Below are 13,928 nucleotides of genomic sequence, written 5' to 3'. Positions count from 1 at the left end.
TCCGGCGAGCTGGATCGCGGGGGAACTCGCCGCGGGGCGTCGGCTCATGGGGTTCGGGCACGCGGTGCACCGCACGGCCGATCCGCGCTCGGAGTTGCTGCGCGAGGTCGCGCAGGGCTTGGGCGGAGAGCGCGTCGCGCAGGCGCTGGCCTTCCAGGACGAGGCCGAGCGGCAGTTGGCGCAGTATCGCCCCGATCGCCCTCTGCACGCGAACGTCGAGTTCTACGCGGCGGTCGTGATGGAGCAGTGCGGGATCCCGCGCGACCTGTTCACGCCCACTTTCGCGCTCGCGCGCACGATCGGCTGGACGGCGCACGTGCTGGAGCAGGCGCGGGACCCGAAGATCATCCGGCCGTCGGCGCGGTACGTGGGGCCTGCGGTGCGGGCGGTGTGATCCGGGCGGCGGTGCCGGCGGGTGTGCCGTCAGGCGGAGTCGGTGGGCGACACGCCGGTGGGCACGGGCCCGGGGCGGCGTGTCGGCGACGGAGTCCGCGGGACGGTACGGGGCCTCGCGGCTGGTCCCGGTCCCTTCGACAAGCTCAGGGACCTCGGGCGGGACAGGGGCCTCGGGCGGGACAGGAACCCCTACTCGAACACCACCGTCCACGACACCGCCCGTGGCCAGAGCGCGTAGCGGGGGAGCACGTCGGGACCGCACGCGCGCGAGCCGAGGCCGTGCTGCGCCGCATCGAGATACAGCCAGAGGCCGCTCGAGGGCGGCAGCTCGTGCGGGTGGGCGACGCCGGTGCGCTCCTGCGCCGTGTGGCGATCGAGCTGGAAGCCGGGCAGGCCGGTCGAGCCCGACGCGACCGCGCGCAGGTGCAGCGGGCCGAGGTCGAGGGCGCGCAGGCCTGGACGATGGCCGGTCTCCTGCGGCCGGCCGTACGAGACGCCGAGGTCGTCTACGGCGGAGGAGAAGCGGCCGACGTACGCGGCCTCGGCGCTGTCGGCGTACGACTCCGCGGGCCCGGTGCCGAACCATTCCACCCGCTCGTCGGCGAGGGCGCCCGGCAATCCGAAGCGCGCCCCGACGCGCGGCCATGTGCAGTCCCACGGACCGAAGGGGCGGATGTCGGTGTGCAGCCGCAGACCCTCGCCGTCGAGTCGCCACGAGAACGTGGTCTCGATGCCCTGCGCGCTGTGCGCGGCCATCGACCGCACGCGCTGCACGAGCCCGGCCTCCGTGCGCTCCACCGACAACACCCGGTGCTGCAGACGGTCGAGGCCGCGCTCGAGCCAGCGGACCGATGATGCCGGCGTGTCTTCGTCGCCGCGTCCGTGGGTCAGGGCCGGGTCTGCCGTCTCGTACGAGCCCTGACCGTCGAGTTGATCGTTCTCGGTCGGCGCGCGCCACAGCTCGGGCAGCGGACCCGAGACCTCGAGGTCGCGCCAGCGGACGAGCCCCCCGCGTCGGTCGAACACCGCGTCGCCCAGAGCATCGCCGGTCCAGCCGCCTCTGGCGGGGCGGGCCGGTCGAGGGGTGGCGATATGCAGCTGCGCCTGGGCTCGCGAGACGACGTGACCCGCCGGCGCCCACGGCGACTCCTCGCGCAGCGCGACCTCCAGGGTCACCCAACGCTCGGTCGTGGCATCCGGGATCTCGGGCAGCTCCACGACGCCCTCCGCACCCGGGGCGAGGGCCGGCAGGTCGAGCGCGCCCGAGGCGACGCGGATGCCGTCGTCTTCGACGCGCCAGCGCAGCTCGAGGTGGTCGGTGCCGAGCGTGTGCTGACGGTTGCGCACCCGCCAGGTGTCGCCGTCGAGGTGCTCCAGCACGACGGGCGCCCAGACCGCGGCCAGCTCGCCGAGCCCCGGCGAGGGGGTGCCGTCCGAGAGCACGAGGCCGTCCATCAGGTAGACCCCGTCGTGCACGGGCTCGCCGAAGTCGCCGCCGTAGGCGAAGAACTCGGTGCCGTCGTCCGTGCGGGCGCGGATGCCGTGATCCCGCCACTCCCACACGAAGCCGCCGTGCAGCCGCGGGTACTGCTCCACGAGCGCGTCGTAGTCGGCGAGGGAGCCCGGGCCGTTGCCCATCGCGTGCCCGAACTCGCACAGCACGAAAGGCTTCGCGCGCTGGCGGGCACCCTCGGCGGCGCCGACCTCGTGCACGGGCATGGTCTGCTCGCCGCAGATCGAGGCGATCTCCTCCATCGTCGGATACATGCGCGAGTACACGTCGGTGTACGCCCCGCCGGTGTCGCCCTCGTAGTGGATCGGGCGGGAGTCGTCGCGCTCGCGGATCCACCCGGCCATCTCGGCGAGGTTGCGACCGGTGCCCGACTCATTGCCGAGCGACCACATCACCACGCTCGCGTGATTCTTGTCGCGCTCGATCGTGCGGCGGGCGCGGTCGAGGCACGCCGCGCGCCAGGCGGGATCCTCTGCGGGGTTGCCCCTCCACTCGACGTCCCAGAAGCCGTGCGTCTCGAGGTCGCACTCCAGGACGACCCAGAAGCCCAACTCGTCGGCCAGCTCGAGCACGCGCGGGTGCGGGGGCTGGTGGGCGGTGCGGATGGCGGTGATGTTGTGCCGGCGCATGAGCGCGAGCTCGCCCCGTACGTAGTCCTCATCGAAGACACGGCCGCGGTCGGGGTCGGTCTCGTGCCGGTTCACCCCGCGGAAGACGAGGGGACGACCGTCAGCGAGCAAGCGGTCGCCGACGACCTCGACGCGGCGGAAGCCGACGCGCAGCCGAACGGTCTCGGCATCCGTCGACACCTCCACGTCGTAGAGGCGGGGTGTCTCGGCCGTCCAGGCGTCGACCGCGTCGATTGCGAGGGGGACCACTTCGCCCGCCGAGGCCCACGTCTCGTCGATGCCGAGCTCGGGCACGCGCACGGTCACGGGGAAGCCGCCGCGGGGCTGCACGTCGAGAACGCCGGCTCCCGTCGCGGGGTCGCGGTCGCCCCGCACGAACACGTCGTCGAGTCCGTTCGCGGGACGCCCCTGCAGCGACACGCTGCGGAAGATGCCCGGGAGCCACCACTGATCCTGATCTTCGAGATAGCTCGCAGCCGACCACTGGTGCACGCGCACGGCGAGCACGTTCTCGCCGTCGACGAGATGGTCGGTGATGTCGAACTCGGTCATCAGGCGGCTGCCGGTGAACCACCCGATCTCGGTGCCGTTCAGCCACACGGTCGCGAGCGACTCGACGCCCTCGAACCGCAGCAGCGTGCGCCCGCCCGGGCAGAACGACGGATGCCACTCGAACACGCGCCGGTGATCTCCGGTGGGGTTGGCGTCGGGCACGTGCGGCGGGTCGAGCGGGAACGGGTACCGGATGTTCGTGTAGGTGGGGTGGCCATGGCCGTGCAGACCCCAGTGCGAGGGAACGGGAATGCTCGCCCACGACGATACGTCGGCGTCGACCGCGGCGAACGGCGGTGGACCGTCGATGTCGTCAGCGGGGTCTTCGGGGTGCAGGCGGAACGCCCAGTCGCCGTCGAGGCTCTGTGCGGGGGCGTCGGTGCGCAGCCATGCGCGAGGGGCCAGGCGGGAAGCGGAACCGGGGGAGGGGTCGCCGAGGTGGGTCATCGATCCTCTGAGAGAGCGTCGGGGTCGGCCACGACGGTGACGTCGGGATGCCGTTGCAGGAAGGAGGCGGGGTTGTCGGCGCTGACGGGGCCGGTGAGGGCCGCGCGGAGGGCGCGGGCCTTCGCGCGGCCGGAGGCCACCAGCACGATACGGCGGGCCGACAGGATCGTCGCCACACCCTGGGTCATCGCGTGCGTCGGCACGAGGGAGAGATCGCCGCCGAAGTGCTCGGCATTGGCGCGTCGCGTGCTCTCGTCGAGCGCGACCACGCGCGTGCGGGTCTCGGCATCCGAACCGGGCTCGTTGAAGCCGATGTGACCGTTGCGGCCGATGCCGACGATCTGCAGGTCGACGCCGCCCGCCTCGGCGATGGCGCGTTCGTACGCGTCGGCGTCGGCGGCGGTGGCGCCGCTGGGCACACGGACGTTCTGGGATGGGATGCCGAGGGGTTCGGCGATGACCGAGCGCACGTAGGCCGCGTACGAGCGGGGGTCGGCGGCGTCGAGGCCGACGTACTCGTCGAGGGCGAAGAGGCGGAGGTGTTCGGTGGCGAAGCCCTCGGTGGCGGCCGGTCCCTTCGACAGGCTCAGGGACCTCTCGTGCGGACCGAGGTCTGGGGCGTTCGACAGGCTCAGGGACCTCTCGCGACGGCGTATGAGCGCGGCGTACAGCGCGAGCGGCGAGGAGCCGGTGGCCACCCCCAGCACGCCGTCGGGCGCGACGGTCGCGACGAGGTCGGCGGCGACCTCGCCGATCTCGTCGGTCGCGCAGGAGATGACGCGCGTGGTCGGCGAGACCGGCGCGAGGGCCAGTGTCTGTGCGCTCACTTGATGGCGCCCTTCGCGATGTCGCCGATGAACTGACGCGCACCGATGAGGAAGACGATCAGCAGCGGCAGCACCGCGAGCAGGGCGCCGGCCATGACCATGCCGTAGTCCTGGCCGAAGGCGGTGTTCAGCTGGGCCATCGCGACCTGCAGCGTGACCTGGTTGGGGTTCGTGAGCACGACGAGCGGCCACAGGTAGTCGTTCCACGCGGCGATGAAGGTGAAGATCCCGAGAAAGCCGAGACCGGGGCGGATGAGGGGCAGGCACACCGTGAACCACTGGCGGAAGAAGCCCGCGCCGTCGAGCACGCTGGCATCCATCAACTCATCCGGGATCGACGACACCATGTATTGGCGCAGCCAGAAGATGCCGAACGCGTTGGCCGCGGCGGGGACGACCAACGCCTGCAGCTGGCCGACCCAGCCGAGGTTGGTCATGGTGATGAACTGCGGGATGACCGCGAGCTGCATCGGGAGCATGAACGTCACGAGCGTGATCGTGAAGAGCGTGCGGCGCAGCGGGAACTCGAACTTCGCGAACGCGAAGGCGGCGAGCGAGTCGAACACCAGCACGAGGAAGGTCACGCTGCACGCGACGATCACCGTGTTGAGCAGTGACCCCGCGAAGTCGATGCGCGAGAACACCGCGCCGATGTTGTCGAACAGCCGAGGCCCGGGGACGAAGGTCGGCGGGGTCGTGTAGATGTCGCTCGTGGAGTTGCTGGCCATGACGACCAGCCAGTACAGCGGGAAGAGCGAGATGAAGGCGCCCGCGCTGAGCACGCCGTACAGCAGCACCCGGCCGGGGGTCACCTTGCGGCGACGACGCAGCGGCACACCGGAGGTGGTGATGTGTTCGGTGATCGTGGCGGGCGGAGGCGTGGTGACGGTCATGCGCGGGCCTGGTCTTCCTTCTTGCCGGCGGTGAAGCGCCAGCTGATGATGGTGAAGATCACGACGATGAGGAACACGCCCCACGCGATCGCGGCGCCGTAGCCGAAGCGGTTGTAGCTGAAGGCCTGCTGGTAGAAGTACAGGACCATGGTCAGACCGCCCTGGCCCGCTCCGCCGCTGTTCGGGTTCGTCGTGCTGGAGCTCGCGGTGAGCACCTGCGCCTCGGTGAAGCTTTGCATGCCCGTGACGGTCGAGACGACGAGCACGAAGATGATCGTGGGTCGCAACAGCGGCAGCGTGATCGAGAAGAAGCTGCGGATGGGGCCGGCGCCGTCGAGCTTGGCGGCCTCGTACACCTCGCCGCCGATCGACTGCATGCCGGCGAGGAAGATGATCGCGTTGTACCCGGTCCACTGGTACGTGATCAGGATCGAGATCGTGAGTTGGATGCCGAAGGGCGTCGACAACCATTGCACCCCGGGGAGCCCCACGGCGTGCAGGAAGGAGTTGGCGAGGCCGAAGTTCTCGCCGAAGATCGAGCCGAACAACACGGCCATCGCCACGACCGAGGTGATGTTCGGCACGAAGTAGGCGATGCGGAAGGCCGTGCTGAAACGCACGGCGTTGTTCAGCATGGCGGCGACGGCGATCGCGATGGCGAGCATCGGGAAGGTCGACAGAACGAAGATGACGAACGTGTTGCGCACCGAGAGCCAGAATGTGGGGTCGGTGAACAGGCGCGTGTAGTTGTCGATGCCCGTCCACTTGGCCGCCCCCAGGCCGTTCCAGTCCTGGAACGACAGCACGAGCGAGTACGCGGTCGGGAAGAGGCCGAAGCCGAGGAACAGCAGGAAGAAGGGCGCGATGGCCACGTACATCGGCCAGTGCCGGATGAGGCCCCGGCCCCGGGGGCGCGCGCTGGGGCGCACCCCCGAGGCCGTCATGACGCGCGTGGCGGATGTCACTTAGAGCGCTCCCACACCTGCTTGGCAGCGGCGAGGGCGTCGGTCCAGGCCTGCTTCGGGTCCTTGCCCTGCGACTGCACGTTGGTCAGCTCCGTGATGAAGGGAGCCGCCACCTCGTTGTCGATGGGGCTGGTGTAGCTGATCGGCATGTTCTCCGAGGCCGACTTGAAGACGTCGGTGGTGATCTGACCGCCGAAGAACGCATCCGGCTCCTGCAGGGCGGGCTGTGAGAGGGCGGCCGTGGAGGACGGGAAGTTGCCCACCTCGGTGTAGGTGGTGGCCTGGTTCTCAGGGCTCAGGAGGAAGTCGACGATCTTCAGCGCCTCCTCCTTGTTGCCGGTGGAGGCAGGGATGGTCAGGAACGAGCCGCCGATGTTGGCGGGACCGCCGGGCATCGCGGTGACGTTCCACTTCCCCGAGGTGTCGGGGGCGTTGCTCTTCAGGTCGCCCTGGTACCAGGCCGCGCCGAGCAGGGTCGGCAGCGAGCCGTTGTTGACCGCGGCAGCCCAGTCGGGGCTGCCGTCCTGGATGCCGGCGACGAGGCCCCGCTGGTTCGCTTCGACCGCGGTGTCCCACGCCTTCTTGACCTGGGCGCTCTCGCCGAGGAACTCGCCGTCCTGCGAGACGAAGTGCGTCTCACCCTGACCCATGACCTTGGTGAAGACATCCTCCATCGACACCTCGAGGTAGGCGCCGGTCGCGGCCTTGAGCTTCTCGCCGAAGGCGAAGTAGTCGTCCCACGTCTTCGTCGCGGCGGCGACCTCGGCCGGGTCGGTCGGCAGGCCCGCCGCGGCGAGCACGTCGGTGCGGTAATAGAGCGCGGTCGGACCGATGTCGGTGGGGAGGCCGATCAGCTTGCCGTCGGCGGTGGTCGCCTCGGCGAGCTTCCAAGCGGGGAAGTCGGCGAGCTTGTCGTCGATGCCGAGGGTCTTCAGGTCAGTGAAGAGGTCGGCCTGCTGCAGGAAGTAGGGCATGTCCTCGCCCTTGATCCCCGTGATCGAGGGGATGCCACTGCGGCCGGTGAAGACGGTGACGAGCTTCTGCTTGACGTCGTCGCCGATCGTGGTGACCTCGAGCTTCGCGTCGGGGAACTGCGTCTTGGCGGCGTCGACGACGCTCTCGCCGAGACCGCCGGGCCAGGTCCAGAGTGTCATCGGGCCGTCGGACGATCCGCTGGTGCCGCCGGAGCAGGCGGAGAGGGAGACGGCGGCGCTGACGGCGACGGCGACGGTGCCGAGCGCGCGTCGGCGGCGCGGGGTGAGGGTCATCATGGGTGGTTCACTCCTTGATTCGGGTGCGGTGGAGGTGCAGGTTCAGGGGCGGGACGCCGAGACGGCGTCGAAGGGGGAGGCGCCGTTGTGCAGCGCTTCGCGGAGGTAGGCGAAGCGCGCAGGGTCGGCGGCTCCGGGGTTCCTGTCGAGCCAGGGGACCAGTTCGTCGAGTCGCGGGGCGGCCGCAGCGCCGCCGGGGCGCGACACGCTCACCGCGGCGACCAGGGTCGCGAAGTCGACGCGTTCGCGCAGCGACCAGCCGGTCAGCTCGGCCGCGGCGATGGCACCACCGAAGACGTCACCGGCGCCGGTCGCATCGACGAAATCGATGACGACGGCGCCGACCTCGACTTCTTCGCCGGCGGCGGAGTCCACGGCGATCGCGCCGTGACCGCCGCGAGTGACCACGCAGAGCGGGACGCGCTCGGCGAGAGCGCGAGCCGCTGCGCGGGCGTCGTCGTGACGCGTGTAAGCACGGGCCTCTCCCTCGTTGGGGAGGAAGGCGTGGCATCCGTCGAGCACCGAGAGCACCGAGGCGTCCCAGTTCTCGTCGGCGTCCCAGCCGATGTCGGCGAAGACCTTCGTACCCTCGTTCGCGCGACCCCGTACCCATTCGGCGACCGACGCATCGATGTGCACGGCGGCGACGGGCGTGACGGGGGCGGTACGCAAGAGGGATGCCAGGGGTGCCGCCGGGTGTCCGCCGGTGACGAGGGCGCGGTCACCGCGGTACCCGAGGGCCGCCGTGACGGGGAGGTTCCAGTCGTCGCGCTCGCGCAGGGCGGCGACGATGCCCTCGTCGGCGAGGCGGTCGCGCACGAGGCGGGAGAAGGCGTCGGTGCCGACGTCGGCCGAGATCGCGGTGGACACGCCCAGGCGCGCGGCGGCGATCGCGTAGTTCGCGATGCCGCCGGGACCCCAGCCGAAAGCGGGTGTCCAGTGCTCTTCGCCCAGGCGCGGAGCGCCGTCGAGCTCGGCGAAGACGACGTCGAGGAACAGCTGACCGGCGGCCAACAGGCGGGGCGCAGGGGAACCGAGATGTGAGCTCATCGGCCCCTCCTCTCTTCGGCGACGACCGGGGCGTTTCACCGTTTATAGCATTCGTCGCTCAGGAACGCGCAAACTTTTGCGTGTAAATATTTTGTTACTGAGCGATTTTGAGCGATAAGGTGATCGCATCATGAAAGACGTCAGAGACCGCGAGATCCTCCAACACCTCCGTTCCGCCCGCGCGGCGACGGTGGCGGAGCTCGCCGAGGCCACCGGTTCGAGCATCGCCACGATCCGCCGCGATCTGCAGCGCCTCGACGACGCGGGGCTCCTACGCCGCACGCACGGCGGCGCCGTGATGGGGGAGGGCGATGCGCCTTTCGCCACGGTGGAGCCGGTCAACCGCGACGGCAAGGAGCGCATCGCGCGTGCCGCAGCCGACACGGTGCGCGACGGGCAGGCGGTGATCCTCGACGTCGGTACGACCACACTCCAGCTCGCGCGCCTCCTCCGAGGCCGCGCGGTCACGGTGATCACGAACAACCTCGCGATCTACGATGTGCTGCGCGACGAGCGAGAGACGCACCTCGTGCTGCTGCCCGGCGACTACGACCCGGTGTACCGCAGCGTCGCCGGCCACCTGACGACGGAGTCGCTGCGCCTCATCCGCGCTGACCACGCCTTCCTCGGCGTCAGTGGCATGTCGCCCGAGGGAGACCTGCGCGACACCACCCTCGCTCAGGTGCCGATCAAGCAGGCCATGCTCGCCGCGTGCGACGCGGCGACGGTGCTCGCCGACCACAGCAAGTTCCCCGGCAGCGGTGCCGGGCGTATCGCCCTCCCCCTCGCCCTGCGGCGGCTCATCACCGATGCGCCGCTCGAGGGCCCGATCGTCGAGTCCCTGGGCCGACGGAATGTCGAGATTGTGACTGCATGAAGCTTGCGATGATCGGTGGCGGAGGCTTCCGCACCCCCCTCGTGTACCGCGCCCTCCTGCTCGACCGCGACCCGGGTCGTGTCGACGAGGTCGCTCTCATCGACACCGACGGAGTGCGCCTGCGCACGATGGCCCGCATCCTCGAGGACCAGGCGCGGGAGTTCCCCGACGCGCCGCGCGTGAGCGTGCACACGGATGCCGAGGAGGGTCTGCGCGGGGCCGACTTCGTGTTCTCCGCAATCCGCGTCGGCGGCATGGCCGGTCGAGCGACCGACGAGCGTATCGGTCTGTCGCACGGGGTCATCGGGCAGGAGACCGTCGGCTTCGGCGGGATCTCCTATGCGCTTCGCACACTCCCGGTCGCGATGCAGCTCGCCGAGCTCATCCAGCGGGTCGCACCCGACGCCTGGGTCATCAACTTCACCAACCCCGCGGGTGTCGTCACCGAAGCGATGGGCCGTGTGCTGGGGAAGCGCGTCATCGGTATCTGCGACTCGCCGATCGGCCTCGCCCGCCGCGCGCTCGGGGCCCTCGGCATCCGAGACTCCGCCGATGTCGAGATCGAGTACGCCGGTCTGAACCACCTCGGCTGGCTCACCGCGCTTCGTCGCGATGGCGTCGACCTGCTGCCGGAGCTCCTCGCCTCCCCCGAGCGCATCGAGTCGTTCGAAGAGGGGGCGTTGTTCGGCGCCGACTGGATCCGCACGCTCGGGGCCCTGCCCAACGAGTACCTGCACTACTACTCCTACCGCCGTGACGTGCTGCAGGCCGATCAGTACGCCGCGACCACGCGCGGGCGCTACCTGCTCGACCAGCAGGCCGGTTTCTGGGACGAGGCGGCGACCGCCCCGCGTCCGCACGCCGCGTGGGAGGCCTGCCGCCACGAGCGCGAGGTCACCTACATGGCGACCAACCGCGACTCCGCGGGCATGGGCGACCGCGACGAGGAAGACCTCGTCTCGGGCGGCTACGAGAACGTCGCGATCGCGCTCATGCGCGCGATCGCCTACGACCAGTCGGCCCGGCTCATCCTCAACGTGCCCGGCGGCGGAGTACTCGCGGGTCTCGACAGCGAGGCCGTCGTCGAGGTGCCCTGCATCGTCGGCGCGGAGGGGCCGCGCCCGGTCGAGAGCGCGACGGTCCCCGCCTTCGGGCAGGGCTTGATCACGACGGTGAAGTACGTCGAGCGCCAGACGATCGAGGCGGCCCTGAGCGGCTCGCGCGCCGCGGCGCTGCGCGCCCTGGCGCACCACCCCCTGATCGACTCGGTGCGCGTCGCGCGGGCGTTGCTGGAAGATGCCAGCTCCAGCTTCGCCGACCTCTCGTACCTCCGCTGAACCCGGGGGTGCGGCACCGCCCGAATCGTGCCGCACCCCCGCACCACCCCTCGCGCGGTTCCCACCTCGCGACCCTCACCCCGCGTAGCCCGAAACCGGAGACACCGTGCACCAGAACCTCACGCTCGTCGAAGAGCGCATCCACCGCGTTCTCACCGAGCGCATCGTTCCCGCCGTCTACTCGGCCCGCGTGCCCGTGACCCTCGCCGCTTGGATGGTCCCGGACGAGCCCGTCCCGGCATCCGAGGCCCTCGCCGCCGACTACACGCCGTTCGCCGTCGGCGACAGCTGGGGTCGCGCCTGGTCGACGTGGTGGTTCGAGGTCACCGGTCAGATCCCCACCGACTGGGCCGGCCGCACGGTCGAGCTGCTGCTCGACCCCGGCTTCCAGGGCGACTGGCCCGGCAACCAGGCCGAGGCGCTCGTGCACACCCCCGACGGTGTGCAGGTCAAGGGCATCCACCCGCGCAACCACTACGTGCGCCTGGCCGACGAGGCCGCCGGTGGGGAGCCCGTCCACTTCTTCGTCGAGGCGGCCGCGAACCCCGACATCCTGAAGAACGACTTCGTGCCGACCGTCTACGGCTCCAAGAAGACCGCTCCCGAGACGCCGATCTACACCTTCCGCACCGCCGAGCTCGCCGTGTTCGAGCCCGAGGTGTGGGCGTTGCAGTTCGACGTCGAGGTGCTGTACCAGCTGCTCAAGGAGCTGCCCGAGACCGAGCCGCGCCGGCACGAGGTACTCCGCGCGCTCGAGCGGGCGCTGAACGTGTTGCGCCTCGACGACATCGTCGGCACCGCAGCGGCCGCCCGCGCCGAGCTCGTCGACGTCCTCTCGCGCCCCGCGTCGGCATCCGCCCACCGCCTGTCGGGCATCGGTCACGCCCACATCGACACCGCGTGGCTCTGGCCCATCCGCGAGACCAAGCGCAAGACCGCGCGCACCTTCTCGAACGTGCTGGCGCTCGCCGAGCAGTACCCCGACTTCCGCTTCGCCGCCTCGTCGGCCCAGCAGTACGCGTGGGTCAAGGAGCGCTACCCGCACGTGTGGGAGGGCATCAAGGCCGCGATCGCCAAGGGTCAGTGGATCGTCGTCGGCTCGCAGTGGGTCGAGCCCGACGGCAACCTGCCCGGCGGTGAGGCGATGGTCCGCCAGATCACGCAGGGCATGCGCTTCTTCCGCGACGAGCTCGACGTCGAGACGCACGGCATCTGGCTGCCCGACTCGTTCGGCTACACCGCCGCGTTCCCGCAGATCGCGAAGCTCGCGGGGCTCGACTGGTTCCTCACGCAGAAGATCTCGTGGAGCCAGACCAACAAGTTCCCCCACCACACCTTCTGGTGGGAGGGCATCGACGGCTCGCGCATCTTCACGCACTTCCCCCCGATCGACACGTACAACTCCACCCTCGAGGGCGAGGAGCTGCACCACGCCGTGCGCCAGTTCCGCGACAAGGGCCGTGCGACCACCTCGCTCGTGCCCTTCGGCTACGGCGACGGCGGCGGCGGACCCATCCGCGAGATGATGGAGCGCCAGCGCCGCGTCGAGTCGCTCGAGGGCTCGCCCCGCGTGGAGATCGAGCACCCCGACGACTTCTTCGCGCAGGCGCAGGCCGAGTACCCCGACGCCCCCGTGTGGGTGGGCGAGCTGTACCTCGAGCTGCACCGCGGCACCTTCACCTCGCACGCTCGCGAGAAGCGCGGCAACCGCGAGGCCGAGCACCGTCTTCGCGAGGCCGAGCTGTGGTGGACCGCCGCGGCCCTGAAGGGGGCCGAGTACCCCTACGACGCGCTCGACCGGCTCTGGCAGGGGGTGCTGCTGCAGCAGTTCCACGACATCCTGCCCGGCTCGTCGATCCAGTGGGTGCACGAGCAGAACGAAGAGGACTACGCCGCAGCTCTCGCCGAGCTCGACCACTCGATCGCCGAGGCTCTGAAGGCCGCGGGCCTGTCGGCCGCGGTCGTGAACTCCGCCGACCACGCGCGTCGGTCCTTGGCGATGGATGCCGACGGCACCCCGCTCGCGCTGGTCGAGACGCCGGCGCTGGGCGTGGCATCCCTCGTTCCCGTCGCTCCGACTCACCCGGTGACCGCGCGGCGCGAGGGCGACGACATCGTGCTCGAGAACGGGCTGGTGCGCGTCACGGTCGACACCCGCGGCCTCGTCACATCGATCGTCGACCTCGCCGAGAACCGCGAGCTCGTGCCGGAAGGCCGTGTGGCCAACATGCTCCGGCTGCATCAGGATCTGCCGAACGCGTGGGACGCCTGGGACATCGACGCCCACTACCGTCACACCTACGACGACCTGGATGCCGCGGACGCGATCGAGCTGATCGTCGACGGCGACCTGCGGGCGCGGGTCGTCGTGACCCGCTCGTTCGGCACGTCGCACCTGACGCAGACCATCGCGGTGCACGCCGACGACGTGCGCGTGCACTTCGGCGTCGACCTCGACTGGAACGAGCGCGAGAAGCTGCTGAAGGCCTCGCTGCCTTTCGTCGTGCACGCCCATCACCACAGCGCCGAGATCCAGTACGGCCACGTGCGCCGCGCCACCCACCAGAACACGTCATGGGAAGACGCGAAGTTCGAGGTCATGGCCCACCGTTGGGTGCACGTCGAGGAGCCCGGTTACGGCATCGGTGTCACCAACGACGCGACCTACGGCCACGACATCACCCGCACGGTGGGCGCCTCGGGCGAGGTCGAGACCGAGGTGCGCCTGAGCCTCGTGCGGGCGGCGAACTCTCCCGACCCGATCCAGGATGCCGGGCACCACACGTTCGCGTACGCGGTGCACCCCGGTGCGGACATCGCCGCGGTCGTGGCATCGGGCTACGAACAGAATCTTCCGCTGCGCCGTCCCGCCATCGACGGAACCGTGGAGCCGTGGAGCGTGCTCCGCTCGACGGACGAGGGCGTGCGCATCGAGGCGGTCAAGCTCGCCGACGACCGCTCGGGAGATGTGATCGTGCGCGTGTACGAAGCCCTCGGGCGGCGCGCGACGACGATCCTCGTCCCGGGGTTCGCCGTGGCATCCGTCGACGAGGTCGACCTGCTCGAGCGTCCGCTCGGAGATGACATGGCCCGTGCGCGCCACCTCGCCCACGAGGGAGACGGCATCGCGCTCGAGCTGCGGCCGTTCCAGGTCGTGACGCTGCGGCTCAC

10 protein-coding genes are annotated in these 13,928 nt (G+C 70.4%); 4 read left to right on the top strand and 6 right to left on the bottom strand.

The genetic code is table 11. The annotated features are described in order from the left end of the window. A partial coding sequence (locus P2P98_RS15755; protein WP_275801115.1) for a citrate/2-methylcitrate synthase occupies positions 1-394 on the top strand: 394 nt, incomplete at its 5' end. A 191-nt stretch (positions 395-585) separates the two neighbouring features. On the opposite strand, the gene P2P98_RS15750 is transcribed toward P2P98_RS15755, so the two are convergent. Genes P2P98_RS15750 through P2P98_RS15725 form a run of 6 tightly spaced genes read right to left on the bottom strand, consistent with a single transcriptional unit; the run spans position 586 to position 8,543 of the window. Then, a complete protein-coding gene (locus P2P98_RS15750; RefSeq protein WP_275801113.1) occupies positions 586-3,537 on the bottom strand; it encodes a glycoside hydrolase family 2 TIM barrel-domain containing protein in 2,952 nt (983 codons plus the stop codon). Continuing rightward, the gene (locus P2P98_RS15745) at positions 3,534-4,364 is read right to left on the bottom strand and encodes a glucosamine-6-phosphate deaminase (RefSeq protein WP_275801112.1); all 831 of its coding nucleotides are present in this window, start codon (positions 4,362-4,364) and stop codon (positions 3,534-3,536) included. Before P2P98_RS15745 ends, P2P98_RS15750 begins: the two co-directional genes overlap by 4 nt. Beyond that, the gene (locus P2P98_RS15740; protein WP_275801110.1) at positions 4,361-5,257 is read right to left on the bottom strand and encodes a carbohydrate ABC transporter permease; all 897 of its coding nucleotides are present in this window, start codon (positions 5,255-5,257) and stop codon (positions 4,361-4,363) included. The genes P2P98_RS15745 and P2P98_RS15740 overlap by 4 nt, the downstream gene beginning before the upstream one ends. Further along, positions 5,254-6,222, bottom strand: coding sequence for a sugar ABC transporter permease (locus P2P98_RS15735; RefSeq protein ID WP_275801108.1), 969 nt, complete (start codon positions 6,220-6,222; stop codon positions 5,254-5,256). The genes P2P98_RS15740 and P2P98_RS15735 overlap by 4 nt, the downstream gene beginning before the upstream one ends. Beyond that, positions 6,219-7,493, bottom strand: a complete 1,275-nt coding sequence (locus P2P98_RS15730) for an extracellular solute-binding protein (RefSeq protein ID WP_275801106.1) — start codon at positions 7,491-7,493, stop codon at positions 6,219-6,221. Before P2P98_RS15730 ends, P2P98_RS15735 begins: the two co-directional genes overlap by 4 nt. Positions 7,494-7,535: 42 nt before the next feature. After that, positions 7,536-8,543, bottom strand: a complete 1,008-nt coding sequence (locus P2P98_RS15725) for a PfkB family carbohydrate kinase (RefSeq protein WP_275801104.1) — start codon at positions 8,541-8,543, stop codon at positions 7,536-7,538. A gap of 130 nt (positions 8,544-8,673) precedes the next feature. Between P2P98_RS15725 and P2P98_RS15720 the strand changes: the two genes are divergently transcribed. The 3 genes from P2P98_RS15720 to P2P98_RS15710 form a co-directional block, all read left to right on the top strand. Next, positions 8,674-9,420 carry a DeoR/GlpR family DNA-binding transcription regulator gene (locus P2P98_RS15720; protein ID WP_275801102.1) on the top strand — a complete coding sequence of 249 codons (747 nt, stop codon included), beginning with the start codon at positions 8,674-8,676 and terminating at the stop codon, positions 9,418-9,420. Further along, entirely contained in the window at positions 9,417-10,757 is a 1,341-nt protein-coding gene (locus P2P98_RS15715; RefSeq protein ID WP_275801100.1) for a 6-phospho-beta-glucosidase, read from the top strand. The genes P2P98_RS15720 and P2P98_RS15715 overlap by 4 nt, the downstream gene beginning before the upstream one ends. A gap of 106 nt (positions 10,758-10,863) precedes the next feature. Further along, positions 10,864-13,928, top strand: a 3,065-nt coding sequence (locus P2P98_RS15710; protein ID WP_275801098.1) for a glycoside hydrolase family 38 C-terminal domain-containing protein, incomplete at its 3' end; no start/stop codon positions are given.

Source organism: Microbacterium sp. Kw_RZR3 (genome assembly GCF_029222405.1).
Classification (GTDB): Bacteria; Actinomycetota; Actinomycetes; order Actinomycetales; family Microbacteriaceae; genus Microbacterium.
Note: the sequence above shows the minus strand (reverse complement) of the source record. Positions and strands in the feature narration are given on the sequence as shown.

Excerpts from the sequence above, each read along its gene's own strand:
- P2P98_RS15750 (WP_275801113.1), bottom strand. The coding sequence starts at position 3,537 with ATGACCCACCTCGGCGACCCCTCCCCCGGTTCCGCTTCCCGCCTGGCC.
- P2P98_RS15740 (WP_275801110.1), bottom strand. The coding sequence starts at position 5,257 with ATGACCGTCACCACGCCTCCGCCCGCCACGATCACCGAACACATCACC.
- P2P98_RS15730 (WP_275801106.1), bottom strand. The coding sequence starts at position 7,493 with ATGATGACCCTCACCCCGCGCCGCCGACGCGCGCTCGGCACCGTCGCC.
- P2P98_RS15725 (WP_275801104.1), bottom strand. The coding sequence starts at position 8,543 with ATGAGCTCACATCTCGGTTCCCCTGCGCCCCGCCTGTTGGCCGCCGGT.
- P2P98_RS15720 (WP_275801102.1), top strand. The coding sequence starts at position 8,674 with ATGAAAGACGTCAGAGACCGCGAGATCCTCCAACACCTCCGTTCCGCC.
- P2P98_RS15715 (WP_275801100.1), top strand. The coding sequence starts at position 9,417 with ATGAAGCTTGCGATGATCGGTGGCGGAGGCTTCCGCACCCCCCTCGTG.